The organism is Palleronia rufa (assembly GCF_000743715.1).
GTDB lineage: Bacteria > Pseudomonadota > Alphaproteobacteria > Rhodobacterales > Rhodobacteraceae > Palleronia > Palleronia rufa.
In genome coordinates this window covers 107,458-130,745 of the sequence record NZ_JQEY01000008.1, presented here as the reverse complement: position 1 = coordinate 130,745, position 23,288 = coordinate 107,458, and the positions used below count along the sequence as shown (strand labels likewise).

Genomic DNA, 23,288 nt, shown 5'->3' with positions numbered 1-23,288 from the left:
TCATGCGCTCTCTCCTGCGCCTTCAAGGGCGCCTTCAACAGCTCGATATGGGCAGTGTCGTCATGCGCGCCCGGCTCGACTCCGGCATCTTCGGCCTAGCGGTCGAGATACGCCCGACGCTCCGGCTGGGGAAGGTCGGCAAGGCGAACGGTTTCGGCATGACCGCCGTTGCCGATGCCGGTTCCGGTATGGATAGCTGAGCGCCTTAGCCATTCTGATGGGCTTTGTTGCGCAAAGACTGGGTGAGGGATTCATCTCGTGAATCCAGCGTGGTAGCTGTCCTGCATGAGCAGACCGATCCCGCCGAGCTACAAGACAAAGAACTGGCCGGCCTACAACGAAGCGCTGAAGCAGCGTGGTTCCCTGACGATCTGGTTCGATCCGGACATGGTCTGGGTGCCGCCGCCGACCGGCAAGCGAGGCCGGCAGCCGTTATATAGCGACGCCGCGATCCAGACATGCCTGACGATGAAAGTCCTTTTYGGCATGGCGCTCCGACAGACGACCGGGTTCATTGAAAGCCTCCTGCGCCTGGTCGGCCTCGACTGGGCGGTGCCCGACTTCAGCACACTGAGCCGGCGCCAGAAGRCCTTGTCCGTGACTATTCCCTACCGCGGCTCAGATGGGCCGCTGAACCTGTTGATCGACAGCACCGGCATCAAGGCAGAGGGTGAAGGCGAGTGGAACGCCCGCAAGCATGGCGGCGCGAAACGCCGTCTATGGCGCAAGATCCACATCGGCGTCGACGAACAGACGCTGGAGATCCGAGCCATCGAGATCACCGGAAGCAACGTCGGGGACGCGCCCATGCTGCCCGAGTTGCTCAACCAGATCCCCGCCGGCGTGGAGATCGGATCGATCACCGCTGACGGAGCCTACGATACGCGCAAGTGCCATGACGCCGTCGCCGACCGCGGCGCCCATGCCGTCATACCGCCGCGCAAGAATGCCAAGCCGTGGAAGCCATCAACCCCAGCCGCCATTGCCCGGAACGAGGCTCTGCGCGCATCGAGATACCTCGGCCGCGCCATCTGGCGAAAATGGAGCGGATACCACCGCCGGAGCCGCGCCGAGACGAAGATGCATTGCGTGAAGCTACTGGGGCAGAGCCTCCTGGCGCGCGACTTCGATCGCCAGGTCGCCGAACTTCAGATCCGCGCCGCCGTGCTGAACGGCTACACCGCGCTCGGCATACCCATCACAGAGCCTGCGGGATAAGTGCGTCCGGGAAAAGGGGAAGTCCGGGATTTACGGTCTTTGCGCAACAAGGCCCCCACCATGCTTGCGTGCGTTCCACTCGCCTTCACCCTCGACCTTGATGCCCGTGCTATCGATCAGGAGATGCACTGGGCCGTTGGAGCCACGATACGGGATGTTCACGGCCAGCGTTTTCTGGCGGCGCGATAGCGTGCTGAAGTCGGGCACCGCCCAGTTCAAACCGATCAGACGCAACAGGCTCTCGACGAACCCGGTCGTCTGGCGCAACGCCATGCCAAACAGAACCTTCATCGTCAGGCATGTCTGGATGGCGGTATCGCTGTAGGTTGGCTGTCGGCCGCGTTTGCCGGTCGGCGCAGCATCCCAGATCATCTCTGGGTCAAACCAGATCGTCAGCGAGCCACGGCGCTTGAGCGCTTCATTATAGGCCGGCCAGTTCCTGGTCGTGTAGGTTGGCGGTGTGGGTCTGCTCATGTCGTCCAGCTACCACGCTGGACTCACGACATGAATCCCTCACCGGGTTTGTGCAACAGAGCCAAATAACTCTGCCGTATGCCGTTCGAAAAATTTACCTTTGGCGCGATGGACAAGATCCATCCACTTTCACATCTTTCGTCAACAACATGCAGTTTGTCCCACTTTCAAACGTGCTCAGAGACAAAGCTGAGTTGGATAGAATGATTGGGTACGAATTCGAGCAGGAAAACTTTTGGCATCAAGCATGGGTTCCAATCTTTCAGAACGGAGGTGGTGACAGTTTGGTTGTTGATCTTCACGGGGTTCATACAGGCACCAAAGGTCAAGTAATCGCGTTTTACCATGATTGGGAACATCGATCGATTGTAGCCCCTGACCTCAAGACTCTTCTTCAGGGAATGTTAAAGTATTATGAGGCATTTCAAGCTAACACTATTAATGAGCCTCACGATATATCTGATTTCCTACCATCGATGAGTATTTCATTCAAACCTTCAGGAACAGCCGCTCCTCTTTATTAATCCGCTGGTGTATCCGTGGTGCTTTCCCATTCTTCTGCGAGCGAAATTGCTGGATGTCGCGAACACATTGATTCCCTACCCTTAAGTACAAACAACAGCCATTTACCCCAACTGAAGAATGCAAAAAAACTTTCAATAGAGCCATTCAAATACGCAGAAATCAAAGCTTGCCATTCAAGTGGAACCAAAAATGACTGAGATCTACGACGCAATCGGTTTGAACTACGTGTTCAGTCCCGGACGATCACATAGACTCTCGCCGGTCTGCGCTCTTCATGGCAAGGTCGTTTCTGCGTGAGGTTCGGGATGGGGGACGATCATGCTGATCTCTCTTCACAAGCAGGCGACGACGACACCCAGGATCAGAGCTGCGATGCAGGCGAGCGATGAGCCGGCGTGGATGGTTGCGGAGCGCTACAGCATCTCCGAACAGACGGTCTGGAAGTGGCGCAAGCGGGATGGCGTTCACGACCACAGCCACACCGCGCACAGGCTGCAGACGACGCTGACCCCTGCCCAGGAGGCGGTTGCCGTAGCGTTGCGGAAGGCTCTGCTGTTGCCGCTCGACGACCTGCTGTCCGTCGTTCGCGAGTTCCTGAACCCGAACGTCTCGCGCTCCGGGCTGGATCGCTGTTTGCGGCGACATGGGGTGAGCAAGCTCCGCGACCTCACACCAAAGGCGCCGAAGCCTGCGCACAAGCCTTTCAGGGCCTATGAGCCCGGCTATCTGCATGTCGACGTGAAATACCTGCCGCAGATGCCGGACGAGCAGCGGCGACGCTACCTCTTCGTGGCGATTGACCGTGCGACCCGATGGGTCTTCGTCCGCATCTACCCAGCGAAGACGGCCGCCAACGCGCGCCGCTTCCTGCGTGACCTGGAGCGCGCCGCGCCGATGAAGATCACACGTGTTCTCACCGACAACGGCAAGGAGTTCACCGACCGGCTGTTCGGCCTGCGCAAGCGCGCGGCCACGGGCAACCACGAGTTCGACCGCCTCTGTGCCGACCTCGGGATCGAGCATCGCCTCGCACCACCGATGCGGCCGCAAACCAACGGCATGGTGGAGCGCTTCAACGGGCGGATCGAGGACGTCCTGCAGAGTCATCGCTTCCGATCAGGCGAGGACCTTGAGCAGACGATCCTGCGCTATGTCCGCCTCTACAACGGCCAGCTCCCGCAATCCGTCCTGAAGGGCAGAACGCCTATCGACGCCCTCAAGGACTGGCATCGCCAAAAGCCAAGGCTCTTCAAAAAGCGGCCATACAATCAAGCGGGATCTGACAACTAGAGCATGATGAGATAAGCTTGAAGCGTATCCAGTATTGGCGAGGTAGTTCGCGCACTCCTGTGGGCTGAAGCGGTCGAGCAGTGTCCCGATCCTGCGCCACGTTGCCTCCATTGTGCGCTCGGCTGCGTTGCGGAGCATGTGTTTGAGCTTCGAGAAGACCTGTTCAATCGGGTTCAGGTCGGGGCTGTAGGGCGGCAGAAAAAGTAGATGCGCTTTCGCGTTACGGATCGCCTGCCGCACGGCTTGCCCTTTGTGGCTGCCCAGATTGTCCATAACCACCACATCGCCCGGGCGCAGGGTTGGGACGAGCACGTGCGCGACATAAGCCCGGAACGCTTCGCCGTTGACGGGACCGTCCAAAACAAAGGGCGCGTCGATCCGATCATGACGCAGCGCTGCGATAAAGGTCATGGTGCGCCAGTGACCATGCGGGGCCCGCCCGATCAGGCGTTCACCTCTGGGAGCCCAGCCGCGCAGCGGGGCCATGTTGGTCTTGGCCCAGGTTTCATCAATGAACACGAGACGACGGGGGTCGATCCGGCCCTGGTGCCGCTTCCAGCGCACACGGCGGCGGCTCACGTCGGGGCGGTTCTGCTCCTCGGCGAGTTGGGTCTTTTTTTGAACGAGTAGCCCGTGCGGCGCACGAAGGCCCAGACGGTGCGGTAGTCGACCTTGAGCCCGCGCTCGGCCAGTTCCACCACCAGTCCGCGCAGTGTGAACGGCTCCGTTATCCGCTCCAGAAGCCACGCCTCATGCCCGCCTGCAATCTTGCGTGGCGGGTGGCCGCCTGTCCCTGCCGGAGCGCAACTCCCGGTCGCACGCAAACGCTGCGACCACTTCACAACACTGGACGGAGCCACATCCAGGACCGCTGCGACCTGACGCACGCTCTCGCCCCCCAACAGCCGCGCCATTGCCCTCTCTCGAAGGTCCATTGAAAGTGCTCTACCCACTACTCGCCCTCCATCTTGTGGTCGGCAACAGTGAATCACCAAAATGCAGGCCTGTGAATCCTCTATCGATTCAGGCTGATTTCATCCCGCTCTAGGAACCCAACGGTCATCAAGGCGATAGAATCGAAGATCGAGAAGCTGGAGCGCGAGAAGTTCGCTATTGCCGAGAAGGCCGATCAGCCGCTGCCAAATGCGGGCAAATTTGAAGAGTGTATTGAACTCTCCCTACGATTCCTCTCAAGGCCTTGGGATATATACAGAAACGGGAGCTATGCGGTTCGCCAAACAGTGCTGAGACTGGCTTTTTCTCAGCCCCTGTCATTCACGCCAGAGGGCGTGTATGGAACTCCAAAAACCGCCTTTCAAGGTGTTAGGCGGGTTATCTTCAAAAAAGTGTGAGATGGTGCTGCTGGAGAGAATTGAACTCTCGACCTCTCCCTTACCAAGGGAGTGCTCTACCTCTGAGCTACAGCAGCCCGCTGTTTTCCAGATAGCTATCCCGGGCGTTACCCCGATGCAAGCGGGCTCTGGAAAAGCCCTTTAGTTTCAGCCGCCTCTGCGCCCGGAGCTTCCCCTTACCAAGGGTGTGCTCTCCCACTGAGCTACCACAGCATCTTCGGTGCGGGTCTCTAGACTTTCGCCGCCTACCACGCAAGTGGCCTGCGCTGTTTTTTGGAGCACCGGGTGTTCCGTGGGAGGCTGTTGATGGGCCTCCCTGAACCGGTCCCCTTTTCGACCGGACCCACAGGCAGGACCATGGAGGGTTGGGGAGAGCCCCAGGCACGTGCGTGTGTCTGACCGTGACATCATCATCGCGGGACGTCGTCCGGGACGCGGCGGGTCGTCGAGGAGGCGCGGGACGAGGCCGCCAGCATCCCGGTCGTCGCGTCGCAGCGGTTTGGCGCCCGACCTGCCGTATCGTCGGCGGCGTCTGGAGGGAGGGGCCCTGGCCCTGTCCGGAGACGGTGACGCCACAGGCAACCGCGCCGTCCGGCAGGTGCGGATCGCATTCGCGGGTCGGCGCGCCGACCGGGGCGAAAGACCCGCGACGTCGAGAGCCCCGAGAAGGCGCTCGGCACGTCGCGCTCAGGAAAACCGACGTGGCGCGCGCGTGCGGCGCACCGGCCGAAGGACCGTTCCCGATGAGCGTCGCCGGGCGCTTCGGTGTTTCCCGCGCCGATCCGCATGATCCGAAGGGAAGCGCAGAGCCGCGTCGGCGCCATCGCGACGCGCGAGGCGGTGCCGCCGATCGCCGCGCAGCCGACCTGCGGATACCGGCGGCGGTGCCGGTGGTTGCGCCACCGGACCGAGCGACCACTGGCGGCTCCGGACCGAAGGCGCTGCGCCCGTGCACCACACGCGTTCATCGCATCGAGCCGGCCCGCGGATCCACAGAGCGGCCGGAACCCACCCAGGCGGGCGAAGCGGTCACGATGCGCTCGAGCATCCGCCGGCGGTCGGACGGGTTCGAGATCGCCCGCTGGCACCGCGATGTCGTCTGCGGCGCCTTCGTCATGGATGCGTTCGACCGCAAGATCGTCTTTCGGCGGGCCGTGGTGAATGCCGGCATCGGACATCCGCGACATGATGCCGGAGGCGGTCGAGCGACGGTTCGCGGCCGGCAAGACGCCAAATCCCGTCGAGATGCTCACCGGCAACGGCGCGCCCGACATCGCCAGGGACACCCGCATCCCCGGCCGCCAAATCGGCCCGAAAACCCCGCTGCACGCGGAGCAACGGGATAGCCGAGGCATCCGTGACGACGCCAAAGCGCGATCACGCCCGCATCACGCCGGTGCCCGACGAAGCGACCGTCCCCGGACCGATCGCAGAGTGGTGCGACGACGACAACGACAACCACCCGCACCCGCTACCGAGGATGCGCTCATCACGCGCGTTCATCGCAGCTCAAATCGCAACCGCCCGAGTGTCCGGTGAAACGGGGGCAAGACCACTCGGGGACCTTCGGTCAGACCTGCGCCCGTGGCGCTGAGAGGCCTGTCAACTCTGGGGGTGGGGACATAACAGATCGGGTGAAGAAGCCGGCGACCGTAGACCCAGCCCATTGACGGGTCTCTTTCCCTTGAGGTCCACGATGGCGCCAGTCCTGCTATGGCCAACGGTGCTGGTGACCTTCGCTCTGGGCGGGCCAATGACGGGTCGCGCGCGCTGATCGTGGTAGCGACCAATCGAGGACGACAGTCCAAAGCCCGCCTCCGCTCGGCGGACCGTGGCGCCATCTGTCGCACCTCGGGATCGCGCTGCACGGCCAAGTCCGCGCTCTTGCAAGGCCTGCCCGAGCGCATCGATGACCAGGAAAGCAGATCGGGACCGGGACAGCCGCCGGCCGGTTCCATCGACCCTATTGCCCATCGTTTGGACCCGCTGAAGACATCGGACGCCTCATCCAGGTCGGGGGACGACGGATTTGCCGGCGCTGCTGGACCGCGCGGCGGCGGTGCTCTATGTCCACGCCATGGCCGACAGGGGCAAGAACCGCGACAAGGACTCAGGCGCCGACAGCCGGAACGAGCGGTTGAAGGCCGCGCTCAAGGCGAATATCGCGCGACGCAAGGCACAGGCCCGCAAGAGGGCCGCGACCAAGGCCGACCGCACGGAGCAGTAGGACCTCCCATGGATTCGATCGTTGTCACGGGTGGCACGCCGCTGAGCGGAGACATCCCCATCGCAGGCGCGAAGAACGCCTGCCTGACGCTGATGCCGGCAACGCTGCTCACGGATGCGCCGCTGACGCTGACCAACGCGCCGCGCCTGTCCGACATTGCCACCATGACGACGTTGCTGCGGTCCCTGGGCACCGAGATCACGTCGATGCAGGAGGGCCGCGTGCTGACCCTGTCGAGCCACGCGCTCGACAATCACGTGGCCGATTACGACATCGTGCGGAAGATGCGCGCCTCGATCCTTGTCCTGGGGCCGATGCTGGCGCGGGACGGTCACGCCACCGTGTCGCTGCCGGGCGGATGCGCCATCGGCGCACGTCCCGTGGATCTGCACCTGACCGCGCTGGAGGCTCTGGGCGCGAAGCTGGAATTGCGCGATGGCTACGTCCATGCCACGGCGCCCGGCGGGCTCAGGGGCGGCAAGGTCACCTTTCCGCTGGTGTCGGTCGGCGCGACCGAGAACGTGCTGATGGCCGCGACCCTGGCGAAAGGCACGACCGTCATAGAGAACGCGGCCCGGGAGCCGGAGATCGTGGATCTGGCCCGCTGCCTGCGCCGCATGGGCGCGCGCATCGACGGTGAGGCGACCGGCACCATCACCGTGGAGGGCGTGGACCGGCTGGACGGCGCCACCCACCCCGTCGTCGCCGACCGGATCGAGCTGGGCACCTATATGCTGGCGCCCGCGATCTGCGGCGGTGAGGTGACCTGCCTTGGCGGCGACATCGGCCTGATCGGCGCCTTTTGCGAAAAGCTGGACGCGGCGGGTATTTTTGTCGAACAGACCGACCGCGGCGTGCATGTGGCGCGCCGGAACGGACGGGTGCGGGCGATGGACGTGGAAACCCGCCCCTTTCCCGGCTTTCCCACCGACCTGCAGGCCCAGATCATGGCGCTTTTGTGCACGGCGGACGGCACGTCGACCCTGCATGAGACGATCTTCGAGAACCGCTTCATGCATGCTCCGGAACTGGCGCGCATGGGCGCGCGGATCGAGGTTCACGGTGGAACCGCCACCGTGCGCGGCGTCGAGCGGCTGAAGGGCGCGCCGGTGATGGCGACGGATCTGCGCGCGTCGGTGTCGCTGATCCTGGCCGGTCTGGCCGCGGAAGGAGAGACGCTGGTGAACCGGGTCTATCACCTGGACCGCGGCTATGAGCATGTGGAACAGAAACTGGGCGCGGTCGGCGCCCGTATCGAAAGGGTCAGCGGCACATGAGCGATGCGCGGTTCGAGGATGCCCGCGGCGCGCCGCTCCGGCTGCGGGCGATGGATGCGGACGACCTGCAAGTGATCTCTGCGCTGACCCAGGATGCGGTGTTCCCGATTACCGAGATGGCCTGGGACCGGCGGGAGCGGCGCTTCGGCCTGTTGCTCAACCGGGTGCGCAGAGAGGACCGGCGCGTCGCCGCGGAAGAGGACATCGAACGGGTCCAGAGCGTGCTCGCCATCGAGGACGTGATGGAGGTGCGCACGCAGGGCATCGACCGGACCGACCGCGACATCGTGCTGTCGCTGCTGTCGATCCACCTGGAACCTGGTGAGGATGGGACGGGGCGGGTCGTGCTGACACTGGCCGGCGACGGGGCCATCGCGCTGGATGTCGAAGCGCTGGAGGTTTCGCTGCGCGATGTGACGCAGCCGTACCGCGCGCCCACGGGCAAGATCCCGTCCCACGGCGACTGACGCCAGTACCTTCCGGATCCCGATCCATGCCGCTGTTCCTGTCCACGACCGATGCCGATTTCGAGCGCCGCTTCGCCGCCCTTCTGGGCGGCAGGCGAGAGGACAGCCCCGAGGTGGACGCCGCCGTGGCAGCGATCATCGACGAGGTCCGCGCGCGGGGCGATGCCGCCCTGTGCGATCTCACCCGGCGCTTCGACAGGTTTCATCTGACCGCGGACAGGCTGGCCTTTACCGACGATGAGATCGACGCGCAGATCGATCTGGTGCCGCCGGCCGAACGCGACGCGCTGGAACGCGCCGCCGCCCGGATCCGCGCCTATCACGATCGGCAGCTGCCGCAGGACGAGCAATGGACCGACGCCGCCGGTGCGACGCTCGGCTGGCGCTGGACGGCGGTGGAGGCGGCGGGACTCTACGTGCCGGGCGGGCTGGCATCCTATCCGTCCTCCGTGCTGATGAACGCGATCCCGGCGCGGGTCGCGGGTGTGGACCGGCTTGTGGTCACGGCGCCCACGCCGGATGGCCGGGTCAATCCGCTGGTCCTGCTTGCCGCCAGACTGTCGGGCGTGGACCGGATCTATCGCATCGGCGGCGCCCAGGCGATCGCCGCGCTGGCCTTCGGGACCGAAACGGTGGCGCCTGTGGACAAGATCACCGGCCCCGGCAACGCCTATGTCGCGGCCGCCAAACGCCGCGTGTTCGGCCGCGTGGGCATCGACATGATCGCCGGCCCGTCCGAGATCCTTGTCATCGCCGATGGCGACAACGACCCCGACTGGATCGCGCTGGACCTGCTCAGCCAGGCCGAGCACGACGAAAGCGCGCGAGCGATCCTGGTGACCACCGACGCGGGCTTCGGCCGCGCGGTCTCGGGCGCCGTGAACGCGCGGCTGGAAACGCTCGACCGGCGCGCCATCGCGGGGCGAAGCTGGGCGGACCATGGCGCGATCGTCACGGTCCGCGACCTGGATGAGGCCGTGGCCCTGTCGGACCGGCTCGCTCCCGAACATCTGGAGCTCTGCGTGGACGACGCGGAAGGTCTGGCCGACCGGGTGCGTCACGCGGGTGCCATCTTCGTCGGCCGCTGGACGCCGGAAGCCATCGGAGACTACGTCGGCGGACCGAATCACGTGCTCCCGACCGCCCGCTCGGCCCGGTTTTCGTCCGGGCTGTCGGTCATGGATTTCCTCAAGCGCAGCACCATCGCGCGCATGACCCCGGCGGCGCTGAAGGACATCGGCCCCGCCGCGGAGACGCTGGCCCGCTCGGAAGGCCTGGAGGCGCACGGATTGAGCGTTCGCGCCCGCCTGGATCGCCTGAACGAGTGAGCCTGACCGAACGGACTTCCGGACCTGCCCAAAAGGAGCGTTTCACTCTCTCGACATTGTCGGATCAGTGTCTAACTAGGAGCCAAGGGAGGCGCACCTGTCACATGAGGGTGAAACGCCGATGAGTTATCTGAGTCATATCGAGGTGGATGATACCGGACTGCCGGTCCCGTCCCCGGAACTCGAACAGGAACGACGGGTCGCGGTATTCGACTTGCAGGAAGGCAACAGTTTCCGGGTGCTGGGCGACGCCACCGGTCCCTATCGGTTGCGACTCGGCATGGTGAACGGCCGCGCGGTCTTCGACTGGCAGGACGTGGATGGACGGTCAGGCAGCTTCCACGCCGCTCTCGGCGCCTTGTCGGAGGCCGCGCGGGACTACCGTGCCGTCTGCGAGGCCTATAGCGAGGCCGTCAAGACCCTGCCCCCCGCCCGGATCGAAGAGGTGGACGCCGCCCGCCGCGCCATGCACGGCGAAGCGGCGCGCCAGTTGATGGAGCGTCTCGCCGATCATGCAGAGATCGACGACAAGACCGCGAGACGGCTGTTCACCCTGATCTGCGCCATGACCGACACCTCCTGATCCGCCTTGATTTCCGGCCTGTTTGGGATCATCTACCTGCTGTCCGCCGATTGGCGGATGGCAACAACGGAGTGACCATGGCCAAGGAAGAACTGCTCGAATTTCCCGGCGTCGTAAAGGAACTCCTGCCGAATGCGACGTTCAGGGTCGAGCTGGAGAACGGCCATGAGATCATCGCACATACGGCGGGAAAGATGCGCAAGAACCGCATCCGCGTTCTGGCGGGCGACCGCGTTCAGGTTGAGATGACGCCCTACGATCTCACCAAGGGTCGGATCAATTACCGCTTCAAGTGAACCGATCCGGCTGATTCTGGGTTCCGGATCGCCCCGGCGGCTGGAGCTTCTGGCCCAGCTGGGCCTTGTTCCCGACGCGGTGCGCGCGCCCGACATAGATGAGACACCGGCCGCGGGCGAGCGTCCGCGCGATTACTGCGCGCGCATGGCCGGCGAAAAGGCCGCGGCTTTGACCGTGGCGGGGGGCGACGTGCTGCTTTGCGCAGACACCACCGTCGCGCTCGGACGGCGTATCCTGGGCAAGCCTGCCGGTCCGGATGAGGCGCGCGCCTTTCTGGCGGCGCTGTCGGGCCGGCGCCACCGGGTCCATACGGCCGTTGCGGTGCGCACCGCCGCCCGCTCCTGGCGGCGGGTGGTCGACAGCGTGGTGCGCATGAAACAGCTTTCGCCTCGGGAAATCGACGGTTACATCGCCACCGGCGACTGGGATGGCAAGGCCGGCGGTTACGGCATCCAGGGACCGGCGGGCGCCTTCGTGCCCTGGATCGGCGGATCGTTCTCGGCCATCGTCGGCCTTCCCCTGGCCGAGACCGCGGGCCTTCTTGCGGCCGCGGGCGTGCCGGTCTGGGGGGGGCGGTGAAGGGCGTCACCGTCCATCTCGACCAGATCGATGGCCGCCCCGCCGCGGCGCGGGTGCGTGACGGGATGCTGGACGACCTGTTCGTGTCCCCGCCCCAGGACGTGCCGGTTCCGGGTTCCGTCTATCGCGCGTGCGTCGATCGGCCATTGAAGGGCCAGGGCGGCGTCACCCTGCGCCTGCCCGGAGACGACCGCGCCTTCCTGCGCCAGGCCCGAGGCCTTGCCGCCGGTGAGAGCCTCCTGGTCCAGGTGACCGGCTTCTCCGAGCCGGGCAAGGCCGTGCCCGTCACCGCCGACCTGCTGTTCAAGTCGCGCCACGCCATCGCGACGCCCGGCAAGCCGGGCTACAACGTCTCTCGCCGGATCAAGGACGACGACACCCGCGAACGGCTGCTGGAACTCGCTCACGACATTGCCGCACCTGCGGACGGTCCGGGGCTGATCCTGCGCTCATCCGCGGAAGAGGCCGACCCGGAGGAGGTCGCGACGGACATCGCCGCGATGCTCGACCTGGCCGCCCGGGTCGCCGCCGACAACGGGGATGACCCCGAACTCCTGTTCGACGGGCCGGATCCGCACATGCTCGCTTGGCGGGACTGGAGCCTGCCGGATGCGCTTTTCTCCGATACCGGAAACTTCGCCCTCCACGGCATCGACGACATGATCGACGCGCTCGGGCATCCGCGGGTGGATCTGCCCAAGGGGCACTGGATCAGCGTGGAGCCGACGCGCGCGCTCGTGGCCATCGACGTGAACACCGGCGCCGACACGTCCCTGGCCGCCGGTCTGGCCGCTGACATCGCCTGCGCGCGCGCCCTGCCCGCCCAGTTGCGCTGCCGCGGTCTGGGCGGTCAGATCACGATCGACATGGCGCCCGCCCCGAAGAAGGAACGCCGCACGATCGAGCAGGTCCTGCGCGCCGCGTTCCGCGCCGACGCGGTGGACACCGTCCTGGCCGGCTGGACGCCGCTGGGTCATTTCGAGCTCCAGCGCAAGCGCGAGCGCTATCCCCTGCATCTGATCCTGCGAGGCTGAAATGTCCTGTCCGATCTGCGCCCGCAAAACCGACCCGAGATACCGCCCTTTCTGCTCTCGCCGCTGCGCCGACATCGACTTGGGCAAATGGCTGTCCGGCGCCTACGCCGTGCCTGCCCATGAGCCCGAGGAATGGGACGAGGACACGACCGGCGACACCCCGCCGCGTTGAGATTTTTCCCGCGCCCCTCTGGACGCCCTACCGGCACGGGTCTAAGACATCGCCACCCTGACGGCCCGCCCGTCACCCGTGCCCGGGTAGCTCAGGGGTAGAGCAGTGGATTGAAAATCCTCGTGTCGGTGGTTCGATTCCGCCCCCGGGCACCATTTTTTACGAATGAAACCAAATCGTTGCGCGATCAAGTCGTCGTCCTTGGGATAGGATTTTTTGTGCTGGGTATCATTCGGGTATCGGGGCGTCTTGGTTCCCTCACTTGTTTGCTTCCACATGATTACACCTGAGCGAAGGCGTATCCAGTCAACCATTCCGACTGTTTTCCCTACAACTCCCCTTGTGCTAGGTCCCTCTAGAGGAGATTGTCGGCCCGGGATACACTGTAGGCCAATCGGTATGCATTTTCTTGACGGCGCAACTCGCGCACCTACTGACTCACTAGTGCACTGGATTGATAAGCAAGTACCACATGAGGTCTCTCATCTGAGAATCATGTCTGGCTACTTCGCACTCAGCGGTCTTGGTGCCTTCCAATGGCTTTGTTGCGCAAAGACTGGGTGAGGGATTCATCTCGTCAATCCAGCGTGGTAGCTGTCCTGCATGAGCAGACCGATCCCGCCGAGCTACAAGACAAAGAACTGGCCGGCCTACAACGAAGCGCTGAAGCAGCGTGGTTCCCTGACGATCTGGTTCGATCCGGACATGGTCTGGGTGCGGCCGCCGACCGGCAAGCGAGGCCGGYAGCCGTTATATAGCGACGCCGCGATCCAGACATGCCTGACGATGAAAGTCCTTTTYGGCATGGCGCTCCGACAGACGACCGGGTTCATTGAAAGCCTCCTGCGCCTGGTCGGCCTCGACTGGGCGGTGCCCGACTTCAGCACACTGAGCCGGCGCCAGAAGACCTTGTCCGTGACTATTCCCTACCGCGGCTCAGATGGGCCGCTGAACCTGTTGATCGACAGCACCGGCATCAAGGCAGAGGGTGAAGGCGAGTGGAACGCCCGCAAGCATGGCGGCGCGAAACGCCGTCTATGGCGCAAGATCCACATCGGCGTCGAYGAACRSACGCTGGAGATCCGAGCCATCGAGATCACCGGAAGCAACGTCGGGGACGCGCCCATGCTGCCCGAGTTGCTCAACCAGATCCCCGCCGGCGTGGAGATCGGATCGATCAYCGCTGACGGAGCCTACGATACGCGCAAGTGCCATGACGCCGTCGCCGACCGCGGCGCCCATGCCGTCATACCGCCGCGCAAGAATGCCAAGCCGTGGAAGCCATCAACCCCAGCCGCCATTGCCCGGAACGAGGCTCTGCGCGCATCGAGATACCTCGGCCGCGCCATCTGGCGAAAATGGAGCGGATACCACCGCCGGAGCCGCGCCGAGACGAAGATGCATTGCGTGAAGCTACTGGGGCAGAGCCTCCTGGCGCGCGACTTCGATCGCCAGGTCGCCGAACTTCAGGTCCGCGCCGCCGTGCTGAACGGCTACACCGCGCTCGGCATACCCATCACAGAGCCTGCGGGATAAGTGCGTCCGGGGAAAGGGGAAGTCCGGGATTTACGGTCTTTGCGCAACAAAGCCCTACGGAGGCGTAAGCGAGGGAGATGCCGATTTCTGGCAGAGGTGGCAATCCCCTGGTGACAATGGAAAGTTCGCCGGGCACTGCAGCGCGGGTTGCCACGCTGATCGCAAGGCCGGAGCGGGCGATGGCAAGCAGGCCGGCGAGCCCGTTGCTGGCATGAGACACGCGATAGGGACGGGAACTTGCGTCCAGCGCGCAGCGTGCCTCGATATGGTCGATGGACCCAGGTGCGGAGAGTGCAATCGGCAACGTCGGCTCTTCCAGCAAGGTCGGTGCGTCGGTCGACGCGATCCAGACCAGCGGTTCGTGGCGGATGACCTCGATCGGGCCTGCCGAGCCCGGCTGCGACACGAGCGCCAGGTCGATGCGGCGGCGTTGCAGAAGCGGCCTCAGTTCGATGGTAGGAGCGCTGATCACCTCGATCTCGACACCTGGGTGCACGGCGCCATAGCGCCTAAGCAGATCGGGAAAGAAGGCGGTCAGGTAATCCTCGGGGCAGCCGAAGACGATGGAGCCGCGGAGGCCGTCCTGCCTGATCGATGCGAGAGTTTCGTCATGGGCAGCAAGGACGCGTTCGGCTCCCGGAAAGAACCGCTCACCCGCCACTGTAAGGGCCACGCCGGAGATTTTGTTGCAGAAAGGCCGCCTGAGGCGTGAGTGTCCCTTTCCCGTTCGGGTTCAGGCCACGCGGACCACCTCGGCGGTGCCGAGCGCGTTGAAGCGATTGATAAGGGCGACACGGATGTGGATTTCGGCGGTCTGGCGGTCTGGGTCTCTCGCGGCGATGCGCTCGCCGAAGGCCTTCAGGCATCGCATCTTGGCCTCCACGCGGCTTCGGGCGTGGTATCCGGTCCACCGCTTCCAAAACGCCCGACCGTAGTGACGCGTGGCGCGCAGGGTTTCGTTGCGTGCCTTGGCAGCCGGACAGTCCTCCTTCCAAGCCCGACCGTTCCTTCGGATGGGTATGATTGCCGTGCCACCGCGTGCGATGACGGCGCCGTGGCAGCGGCGGGTGTCGTAGGCGCCGTCCGCGGTCACGGTGCCGATGTCTTCGTCTTCGGGGATCTGGCCCAACAGGTCCGGCAGGACGGGGCTGTCGCCTTCCCGGCTGTGGGTGAACTCGACGGCCAGGATATCCGAGGTGGCGGTGTCCATCGCCAGATGCACCTTGCGCCATTGGCGGCGACCCTGAATGCCATGCTTCCGGGCCTGCCACTCGCCATCGCCGAGGAACTTGATGCCGGTGCTATCAACCAGCAGGTTCAGTGGCCCGCCAGCACGGCGATAGGGGATCTGAACCTTCAAGGTCTTCTGCCTACGGCACAGGGTCGAGTAGTCCGGAACGGGCCAGTCCAGCCCCGCGAGTCGCAGCAGACTGGCGACCATCCCGGCAGTCTGTCTGAGCGGCAACTTGAACAGAACCTTGATCGATAGGCAGAACTGTATCGCGGCATTCGAAAAGACCGGGGGGCGCCCCGGGCGTCCCTCATGCGGCGCGTGCCAGGTCATCTCCTTGTCCAGCCAGATCAGCAGCGACCCGCGCTTCCTGAGCGCATCGTTGTAGGTGGACCAGTTCGTCGTGCGGTAGCGGGCGGGCTTGGGCTTGCTCATGCTGCTCGTCTAAGCGCATGAATTCCCGATGTGAATCCTTTACGGCTAGAGTTCTGCAACAACGCCTGCTGACGACGGTATCCCGAGCGTCCGAGCTCACGCCCTCGATAAGACTTCCCACTGATCCGCGGACAACGCGTTCAATTTCCCGGCTTCTGTGACGCTGGGTGAAGAGCGCGCTGCAACCAAGCGCGACCTACGCCCAGACGGCGGGAAACTTCGACCTTGCTCAAGCCACGATCGACGAGAGCGTGCGCTTGTCGGATCTTCTCTGGCGATATCCTTGGAGGTCGCCCGGGACGTTTTCCCCCGGCGCACGCGGCGGCTAGGCCGCCTTGGGTTGGCTCCAGGTTCATCTCGCGCTTGAGATCGCGAGGGCATGAAGCGTCTGAAGCACAAGGGCGCCATCGGGTCCGGTCGTATCAACCGAACCGTCAAGTGAGCGGACTCCGATGCCTTGAGCAGCGAGATCGGTGATCGTCTCGACAAGAGCCGAGAGCGACCATCCTGGCCGATCACGTCGGCAGACCACGAAAACATCGCCACCGCGGAGATAGGCCAGAGCTTTCGCCGGCGCCGGCCGGGCGAAATGTTTCTCAGGGCCGTTGGGTTCCTCGAAGATGCGCTTACAGCCAGAGCGGGCAAGCACTTCGGACTGTGCAGCGGTGCCCGCGTCGCTCATGCCGATACGAGCGTAACCAACGAAAGTCATCGGGGCCTCCTTTCGCGGCCAGCGCAACCGCTCTATTCTACCTTTAGGATGTGGGCCCAAGCCTTTGAGCGAGTGACTTGATTGTACTTGCGCGTCACAGACTCCCACAAGACTCCAGCACGTATCGGCACGATCTGAATCCGCCATTCACGCAGACCGCGGCGCTCGGCGGCTCGGAGCCCCTTGCGGAAGCAACAAGTTCTCGCTGCATGCGCTCGCACTGGAATTTCTGTCGCGGCGCGGCAAATCTTTATGCCGCATTGCAACTGTGGATCCGGTCGTTCGAACAGAGCGCGGCGAAATCTTCGGAGGTAGCTGTTCAGTCCCGGACGATCACATAGACTCTCGCCGGTCTGCGCGGCTCTGTTGCACAAAGCTTTTAATACCCGAGATTCCCCTTTCCCCGGACGGATTCATCCCACGGCCTCTGTGACAGGGATGCCAAGGGCGGTGTAGCCGTTCATGACGGCGATGCGGACCTGGACTTCCGCGACTTGTCGGTCGAAGTCCCGCGCCATGAGGCGCTGCCCCAGCAATTTAACGCAGTGCATCTTGGTTTCGACGCGGCTTCGGCGGTGGTATCYGCTCCAGTTTCGCCAGATCGCGCGACCGAGATATTTCGAAGCTCGCAGGGCCTCGTTTCTGGCCACGGCACCCGCAGTGACGGTCTTCCACGGCTTGGCGTTCTTGCGGGGTGGGATGACGGCATTCGCCCCGCGGTCAGCGATGGCGTCGTGGCATTTGCGGGTATCATAGGCACCGTCTGCAGTGACGCTGCCGATCGCCTCGTCCGCCGGAATYTGGTTGAGCAGATCGGGCATCACCGGCGCATCACCGATGTGGCTTCCGGTAATCTCGAGCGCCCGAACCTCCAGCGTTTGGTCGTCGATCCCAAGATGGATCTTGCGCCAAACCCGCCGCTTGGGCCCACCATGCTTGCGTGCGTTCCACTCGCCTTCACCCTCGACCTTGATGCCSGTGCTATCGATCAGGAGATGCACTGGGCCGTTGGAGCCACGATACGGGATGTTCACGGCCAGCGTTTTCTGGCGGCGCGATAGCGTGCTGAAGTCGGGCACCGCCCAGTTCAAACCGATCAGACGCAACAGGCTCTCGACGAACCCGGTCGTCTGGCGCAACGCCATGCCAAACAGAACCTTCATCGTCAGGCATGTCTGGATGGCGGTATCGCTGTAGGTTGGCTGTCGGCCGCGTTTGCCGGTCGGCGCAGCATCCCAGATCATCTCTGGGTCAAACCAGATCGTCAGCGAGCCACGGCGCTTGAGCGCTTCATTATAGGCCGGCCAGTTCTTGGTCTTGTAGGTTGGCGGTGTGGGTCTGCTCATGTCGTCCAGCTACCACGCTGGACTCACGACATGAATCCCTCACCGGGTTTGTGCAACAGAGCCGACCTGGGGCCTTCTGGGACTGAACCCTGTGGAAGATGAAGTAGCCGGCGATCACCGATAGGAACCGAAAGTTCCGCAAACGTACCGGCGAAGCGTTCAGTCGGACGCAACGCTTTACGCAGCATCATTGACATCGACCCTGCAGTCCGGAACAGGTTGCGAGCCTCATATAGACGCTTACGTGACGCTGCCTCGCAGCATCTGCCTCTCAGTTAATGTCCGGTTTGGGCCGATCGCAGTCCTGCTGACCGATGATAAAGGCGACCATCGCGCCCCACTTTCACCACAAGAACTAGGGAAATTGCAGCGCCGCTGACTTGAATGCGAGGCAGCAGCTGCGCCCCTGCTCACCCCGTCTGGCCCTTATCCGATCCTCCGTTTGAGGAAGGATAGTGACCGACGAGGAAGACTATCGTGACAATCCACACTTATTTCATTGGTCGGAGTGAGAGGATTCGAACCTCCGACCCCTGCCTCCCGAAGGCAGTGCTCTACCAAGCTGAGCTACACTCCGACCGTGCCGCGCGGCCTACTCAGGTTTCTGTCGCTTTGCAAGAGCCTCGTGGCCCGGGGGAACGCGCGCGGCGCGGGCCCTGAGGGCCTGTGCGACGCGCGGAGAGGTGCCTGTCTCGACCCGTTGGCGCCCGGCGATCACCGGCGATACGGTGGACTTGCCGGTAGCCTCGCGCAGAACGACGTAAAGACCCGACAGGATGACGATCCCCGCCCCCGTCCAGGTCGCGGCATCGCCCCCCTCTCCGAAGAAGATCCACCCATAGGCTGCGGCCCAGACGATCTGGGAATAGTGCATCGGAGCGACCAGGGCCGCGTCGGCCAGACGGTAGGCGGTGATCGTGAGCAACCCCGCGGTAAAACCCAGACCGGCGATCATTGCGATCCCTCCGATGTGGATCAGCGGCATCGGTTGGTAGACTTGGGGAAGAAGCGCCCCCATCAGCGCAAAATTTACCATCATCGGGTAGATCATCAGAACCACGCCCCGTTCCTCGCGGCCTATGCGGCGTGCGATGACGGAGGCCGTGGCACTGCCGAAGGCTGCCAGAAGCGCCGCAAGATGGCCGGTGCCCAGGTTTTCGCCGCCAGGGCGCAGGACCACGAGAACACCCAGGAGTCCCACCGCCACCGCGCCCCAGCGATGCGGGCCGACGCGCTCCCCCAGCACCGGAATCGACAGGACGGTGACTAAAAGCGGCGCCGCGAAGATGATCGCGTAGACCTGCGCCAATGGCAGGACGGAAAAGGCGTAAAACCCGCTGAGCCCGGTCAGGACCACCGCGCCGGTTCGCAGGGCGATCCACCACGGATGCACGGGGCGGAGCGTGCCCGCGCTGGGATCCCGCATCAACACGATCGTCGCCAGCGGAAAGCTGAACAGGACCGAGAAGAACACGATCTGGATGGGTGCGTAGCTGGCACCCAGCACCTTCACCACGACGTCATGGGTGGCGTAGAGGCCGAAGGCGGCAAGGGCGAAAAGGGGTCCGGACAGGCTTGGGGACATGATGCCGTCTCAACGCCCGGCGGCCGGGAAGGTCAAGGGGAACCGGCACGACAGCCCTTAGTTGACCGGCAGGATCGGGGGACTGTCATGGACATCGTATACTCTCTGCTGCGGGCGGCCATCGCCATCGCGGCGATTATCGCCTTTACCCGCATGAACGGGCTCAGGAGCTTTTCCAAGATGTCGGGATTCGACTTCGCGATTACCGTCGCGAAGGGGTCGGTTCTGGCCTCGGCGGTGATGGCGGATACGAGCCGGGCATTCTGGACGAATGTCGCGGCAGTTGCCGCGCTCTTCGTGGTCCAAGGCATAATCAGCCGGTTGCGCCACCGTATTCCGGCCCTGCAGGACGTTGTGGACAATTCGCCGCTGATGCTCATGGAAAACGGTGAGATCCTTGAGCACAACCTGCGCAAGGGTCAGGTCAGCCACGGCGATCTCATGGGCAAGCTGCGCGAGGCGAATGCCCTCAGCTTCGAGGCCGTCCGTGCCGTTGTCCTGGAGGACACCGGCGATGTCAGCGTTCTTCACGGCTCCGGCGACCTGGATGCCCGCCTTCTGGAAGGCGTCCGGCGCTAGGTCGGGATCAGGCTTCGCCCATCGCCGCGATCACGGCATCGCCCATTTCTGCCGTGCTGACGGGATCGCTGCCTTCGTCGCCCAGAAGGTCGGCGGTGCGGATGCCCTGGGCCAGCACCGCCTCGACCGCGCCCTCGACCAGGTCCGCGTGCTGGCCCATGTCGAAGGAGTAGCGAAGAGCCATCGCAAAGCTGAGGATGCAGGCGATCGGGTTGGCCCGGTCCTGTCCGGCGATGTCCGGCGCCGAGCCATGGACCGGCTCATAGAGCGCCTTTGGCCGGCCATTGTCCATCGGCGCCCCGAGCGACGCCGAGGGCAGCATCCCCAGTGACCCCGTCAGCATGGCGGCGGCGTCGGACAGCAGGTCCCCGAACAGGTTGTCGGTCACGATCACGTCGAACTGCTTGGGCCAGCGGACCAGCTGCATGGCACCCGCATCGGCATACATGTGGGTGAGTTCCACATCTGAGTACTCGTTCTCGTGGACCCAGGTGACTTCCTCGCGCCAGAGGACGCCCGATTCCATGACGTTGGCCTTCTCCATGGAGCAGAGCTTGTTGCCGCGCTTGCGGGCCAGATCGAAGGCGGCGCGCGCGACGCGACGGATTTCGGCGGTGGTGTAGCGCTGGGTGTTCACTCCGACGCGCCCGCCTTCGTTGTCGTCGGTGATGCCGCGCGGTTCGCCGAAATAGATGCCGGAGGTCAGTTCGCGCACGATCATGATGTCCAGACCCGCGACCACGTCCCGCTTCAGCGAAGAGAAATCCGCAAGCGCGTCGAAGCACTGGGCCGGTCGGAGGTTGGCGAAAAGGTCCATCTCCTTGCGCAGGCGCAGCAGCCCACGCTCGGGCTTCAGCGAGAAATCGAGCACGTCGTATTTCGGACCGCCCACGGCGCCCAGCAGCACTGCATCGACCGATTGCGCCAGTTCCATCGTCTCGTCGCTTATGGGTGCGCCATGGGCATCGTAGGCGCAGCCTCCGACCAGATCCTCGGTCACTTCGAAGCTTACGTTCTTGTTGCTGTCGAACCAGTCGATGACCTTGCGAACCTCGGCCATGACCTCCGGACCGATACCGTCTCCGGGGAGGATCAGAAGGGACGGATTGGGCATGGGCAGGCTCCTGTTCTGGCGCTTTCGCGGGCGTAGCTTGGTGCCTCCGGGCCGTCAAGGCAGCGCCAGGTCCACCCAGACAAGGCGATGGCGCGACCATTCCTCCGGGGGGCCGAAGCGCGCGGCCGTGTCGCTGTCGGGGGGCGGCCAGAGCACGCCCGATCCAAGGATCGCAAGGTCACGGGACGGCAGGACGTAACTCAACCGCAGGTTGCCGGTGGGCGGGTCGAAACCGGCGGTGTCCAGCGCCGGATCTCCGGACTGGCCGGGATCCGCCGCGGCGCGGGCGCCGGCGCTTTCAGGCCGCGGATCCGCCAGGCGCGGGTCGGCCAGAAGGGCGTCGAGCGCATCGCGGCGGCCTTCGCCATCCGCGGGATCGAGGTTGGCGATCCCCGCGATCACGAACGGCGGGTCCGGTGGCGCGATGCCCAGTTCGCCGTCGAGAAGCCGTAACCAGACCGCGGCCTCGTCCCGGTTGCGGCGGCCGTTGCGGTCCTGCGGTCCGTCGAAGACCGGCGGCGTCGCGTGCCATGTCAGGATGCGGAGAGTCCGGCCGTCGATGTCGACGGGCACGACCCAATGCGCGACAGAGGACAGGCGCTGGATTTCGCGCGCCTTCTCGGCCATGGGGGGCAGGTCCGCACCGGGCAGATCCGCCCAGAGGAGGCCGGACAGATCCTGCGCCGCCGCCCGCAGGATCGGCCAGCGCGACAGGACCGCCATGCCGCCCGCGCCTGCGAACCGTCCGTAGCCCTGAGCGTCTCGGGGATCTCCCAGCCGTCCGTCCTGATCCAGGTCCAGACCGGTCGCCCAGCCCGTGTTGGGGCGGCGTGCAAAGGTGTGCGGCAGACCGATCCGCTTGGCCAGGAGGCCGAGAGCCGCGCCCGTGGCATCGTAGTCGATGCCCTGCAAGACCAGGATATCCGGCGCCGCCTCTGCGATCATGGCCAGCACGGCATCCACACGCGGTGAACCCTTCTCGACCTCGGCGAGCAGGAGGCCGGGGCCGCGCGCGCTCAGTTCGGTGTGAAAGGTCGCCACGCGGACGCGCTGTTCCGCCATGGCCGCCGGTGCAGCGAAACAGGCTCCGAGAAGGAGCGCCGCGACATATCTTTGGAAAGCCAACGCCATGCACCTCCGGCCCGGGTCAGATCTCCCTATGGTTGCGCAACCCGGCCGCCGCGTCCATGCCGATGCGCCCCGATCCGTGCCGTCGCGGGTCAGACCCAGGGGCGGGCCTGTGCGGCGGCGGTTTCGAATGCCTCGATCGCGGCGGCCTTTTCGAGCGTCAGGCCGATGTCGTCGAGCCCTTCCATCAGGCAGTGTTTGCGGAACGGATCGACCTCGAAAGCGATTGCCTGTCCGTCGGCGGTGGTGATTTTTTGTTCTTTCAGATCAACGGTCAAGCGGGCGTTCGCTCCCTTGTCGGCCTCGGCCATCAGGGCCTCTACCTGCTCGGCGGGGAGGGCGATGGGGAGGATGCCGTTCTTGAAGCAGTTGTTGAAGAAGATGTCGGCGAAGCTGGGCGCGATCACGCAGCGGATGCCGAAGTCCTTGATCGCCCAGGGGGCGTGCTCGCGGCTGGAGCCGCAGCCGAAATTGGCGCCGGCGATGAGGATTTCGGCGTTGCGATAGGCGGGACGGTTCAGGACGAAACCCTTGATTTCGTTGCCTTCGTCGTCAAAGCGCATCTCATCGAAGAGGTTCTTGCCCAGCCCCTCGCGCTTGATCGTCTTCAGGAACTGCTTGGGGATGATCATGTCCGTGTCGACGTTGATCAGCGGCAGGGGGGCGGCGATGCCGTCCAGCGTGGTGAATTTTTCCATGGGTCATGTCCCTGCGAATGGTGCGTCGGAGTTCTGTAGGAGTTCCGTAAGAGTTCCGTGAGAGGTCTTTTCGCCCCGCCTCTCCCCCGCGCCCGGCCGTT

General features: G+C 64.4%; 23 protein-coding genes, 3 tRNA genes and 3 pseudogenes. 17 read left to right on the top strand and 12 right to left on the bottom strand.

Going from position 1 to position 23,288, the window contains the following annotated elements:
• Positions 1-2: 2 nt before the first annotated feature.
• Positions 3-200 (top strand): hypothetical protein, encoded by a 198-nt coding sequence (locus KW83_RS12100; RefSeq protein WP_036178967.1) that lies wholly within the window; start codon positions 3-5, stop codon positions 198-200.
• 85 nt (positions 201-285) lie between these two features.
• Positions 286-1,218, top strand: coding sequence for an IS5 family transposase (locus tag KW83_RS12095; RefSeq protein WP_036178963.1), 933 nt, complete (start codon positions 286-288; stop codon positions 1,216-1,218).
• A gap of 54 nt (positions 1,219-1,272) precedes the next feature.
• On the opposite strand, the pseudogene KW83_RS12090 reads toward KW83_RS12095, so the two are convergent.
• Positions 1,273-1,692: pseudogene (locus KW83_RS12090) on the bottom strand (IS5 family transposase); the annotation flags it as partial.
• Here KW83_RS12090 and KW83_RS21940 point away from each other — a divergent pair.
• On the top strand, positions 1,677-2,216 hold the full coding sequence (locus KW83_RS21940) for an SMI1/KNR4 family protein (protein WP_407667860.1): 540 nt from the start codon (positions 1,677-1,679) through the stop codon (positions 2,214-2,216). The pseudogene KW83_RS12090 and the gene KW83_RS21940 sit on opposite strands and share 16 nt — an antisense overlap.
• 319 nt (positions 2,217-2,535) lie before the next feature.
• Positions 2,536-3,507: an IS481 family transposase gene (locus KW83_RS12085; RefSeq protein ID WP_036178961.1), complete on the top strand. Its 972-nt coding sequence runs from the start codon at positions 2,536-2,538 to the stop codon at positions 3,505-3,507.
• A 24-nt stretch (positions 3,508-3,531) separates the two neighbouring features.
• On the opposite strand, the pseudogene KW83_RS19950 reads toward KW83_RS12085, so the two are convergent.
• Positions 3,532-4,460: pseudogene (locus KW83_RS19950) on the bottom strand (IS630 family transposase); the annotation flags it as partial.
• Between the two features lie 401 nt (positions 4,461-4,861).
• A tRNA-Thr gene (locus tag KW83_RS12075) sits at positions 4,862-4,936 on the bottom strand.
• Between the two features lie 337 nt (positions 4,937-5,273).
• On the opposite strand from KW83_RS12075, the pseudogene KW83_RS21935 reads away from it, so the two are divergent.
• The 12 genes and pseudogenes from KW83_RS21935 to KW83_RS12015 form a co-directional block, all read left to right on the top strand.
• Positions 5,274-6,384: pseudogene (locus tag KW83_RS21935) on the top strand (IS3 family transposase); the annotation flags it as partial.
• Between the two features lie 504 nt (positions 6,385-6,888).
• Positions 6,889-7,086, top strand: a complete 198-nt coding sequence (locus KW83_RS21175; protein WP_036178955.1) for a hypothetical protein — start codon at positions 6,889-6,891, stop codon at positions 7,084-7,086.
• An 8-nt stretch (positions 7,087-7,094) separates the two neighbouring features.
• Positions 7,095-8,363: a UDP-N-acetylglucosamine 1-carboxyvinyltransferase gene (murA, locus tag KW83_RS12060; protein ID WP_036178935.1), complete on the top strand. Its 1,269-nt coding sequence runs from the start codon at positions 7,095-7,097 to the stop codon at positions 8,361-8,363.
• Positions 8,360-8,830, top strand: coding sequence for a DUF2948 family protein (locus KW83_RS12055; protein WP_036178933.1), 471 nt, complete (start codon positions 8,360-8,362; stop codon positions 8,828-8,830). Before murA ends, KW83_RS12055 begins: the two co-directional genes overlap by 4 nt.
• 26 nt (positions 8,831-8,856) lie before the next feature.
• Positions 8,857-10,158 (top strand): histidinol dehydrogenase, encoded by a 1,302-nt coding sequence (gene hisD / locus KW83_RS12050; RefSeq protein WP_036178932.1) that lies wholly within the window; start codon positions 8,857-8,859, stop codon positions 10,156-10,158.
• A 121-nt stretch (positions 10,159-10,279) separates the two neighbouring features.
• Positions 10,280-10,741, top strand: a complete 462-nt coding sequence (locus tag KW83_RS12045; protein WP_036178930.1) for a UPF0262 family protein — start codon at positions 10,280-10,282, stop codon at positions 10,739-10,741.
• A gap of 77 nt (positions 10,742-10,818) precedes the next feature.
• Positions 10,819-11,037, top strand: coding sequence for a translation initiation factor IF-1 (infA, locus tag KW83_RS12040; protein WP_021097168.1), 219 nt, complete (start codon positions 10,819-10,821; stop codon positions 11,035-11,037).
• Between the two features lie 4 nt (positions 11,038-11,041).
• Positions 11,042-11,617, top strand: a complete 576-nt coding sequence (locus KW83_RS12035; RefSeq protein ID WP_036178927.1) for a Maf family protein — start codon at positions 11,042-11,044, stop codon at positions 11,615-11,617.
• Entirely contained in the window at positions 11,614-12,651 is a 1,038-nt protein-coding gene (locus tag KW83_RS12030; RefSeq protein WP_036178925.1) for a ribonuclease E/G, read from the top strand. The genes KW83_RS12035 and KW83_RS12030 overlap by 4 nt, the downstream gene beginning before the upstream one ends.
• 1 nt (position 12,652) lies before the next feature.
• A complete protein-coding gene (locus tag KW83_RS12025; protein ID WP_036178923.1) occupies positions 12,653-12,823 on the top strand; it encodes a DNA gyrase inhibitor YacG in 171 nt (56 codons plus the stop codon).
• Between the two features lie 80 nt (positions 12,824-12,903).
• Positions 12,904-12,978 (top strand) — tRNA-Phe (locus KW83_RS12020).
• 448 nt (positions 12,979-13,426) lie between these two features.
• The gene (locus KW83_RS12015; RefSeq protein ID WP_036178921.1) at positions 13,427-14,359 is read left to right on the top strand and encodes an IS5 family transposase; all 933 of its coding nucleotides are present in this window, start codon (positions 13,427-13,429) and stop codon (positions 14,357-14,359) included.
• On the opposite strand, the gene KW83_RS12010 is transcribed toward KW83_RS12015, so the two are convergent.
• The 6 genes from KW83_RS12010 to KW83_RS11990 all read right to left on the bottom strand — a co-directional run bounded on the left by KW83_RS12010 (position 14,340) and on the right by KW83_RS11990 (position 19,668).
• Positions 14,340-15,032, bottom strand: a complete 693-nt coding sequence (locus KW83_RS12010) for a LysR substrate-binding domain-containing protein (protein ID WP_235191416.1) — start codon at positions 15,030-15,032, stop codon at positions 14,340-14,342. The two genes, KW83_RS12015 and KW83_RS12010, sit on opposite strands and share 20 nt — an antisense overlap.
• A gap of 60 nt (positions 15,033-15,092) precedes the next feature.
• Positions 15,093-16,025, bottom strand: coding sequence for an IS5 family transposase (locus KW83_RS12005; RefSeq protein ID WP_036173704.1), 933 nt, complete (start codon positions 16,023-16,025; stop codon positions 15,093-15,095).
• 352 nt (positions 16,026-16,377) lie between these two features.
• Positions 16,378-16,737 carry a recombinase family protein gene (locus KW83_RS19940; protein ID WP_081904523.1) on the bottom strand — a complete coding sequence of 120 codons (360 nt, stop codon included), beginning with the start codon at positions 16,735-16,737 and terminating at the stop codon, positions 16,378-16,380.
• 413 nt (positions 16,738-17,150) lie between these two features.
• Positions 17,151-18,083, bottom strand: a complete 933-nt coding sequence (locus KW83_RS12000) for an IS5 family transposase (protein ID WP_036178920.1) — start codon at positions 18,081-18,083, stop codon at positions 17,151-17,153.
• 500 nt (positions 18,084-18,583) lie between these two features.
• Positions 18,584-18,660 (bottom strand) — tRNA-Pro (locus KW83_RS11995).
• Positions 18,661-18,675: 15 nt separating this feature from the next.
• On the bottom strand, positions 18,676-19,668 hold the full coding sequence (locus KW83_RS11990; RefSeq protein ID WP_036178918.1) for a DMT family transporter: 993 nt from the start codon (positions 19,666-19,668) through the stop codon (positions 18,676-18,678).
• A gap of 87 nt (positions 19,669-19,755) precedes the next feature.
• Between KW83_RS11990 and KW83_RS11985 the strand changes: the two genes are divergently transcribed.
• Positions 19,756-20,247, top strand: a complete 492-nt coding sequence (locus KW83_RS11985) for a DUF421 domain-containing protein (RefSeq protein ID WP_036178917.1) — start codon at positions 19,756-19,758, stop codon at positions 20,245-20,247.
• A gap of 7 nt (positions 20,248-20,254) precedes the next feature.
• Here the strand turns inward: KW83_RS11985 and leuB are convergent, their stop codons facing one another.
• The 3 genes from leuB to leuD all read right to left on the bottom strand — a co-directional run bounded on the left by leuB (position 20,255) and on the right by leuD (position 23,187).
• Entirely contained in the window at positions 20,255-21,361 is a 1,107-nt protein-coding gene (gene leuB / locus KW83_RS11980) for a 3-isopropylmalate dehydrogenase (protein WP_036178915.1), read from the bottom strand.
• A gap of 54 nt (positions 21,362-21,415) precedes the next feature.
• On the bottom strand, positions 21,416-22,492 hold the full coding sequence (locus tag KW83_RS11975; protein ID WP_036178913.1) for an endonuclease/exonuclease/phosphatase family protein: 1,077 nt from the start codon (positions 22,490-22,492) through the stop codon (positions 21,416-21,418).
• Between the two features lie 89 nt (positions 22,493-22,581).
• Entirely contained in the window at positions 22,582-23,187 is a 606-nt protein-coding gene (gene leuD / locus KW83_RS11970) for a 3-isopropylmalate dehydratase small subunit (protein ID WP_036178911.1), read from the bottom strand.
• Positions 23,188-23,288: the final 101 nt, after the last annotated feature.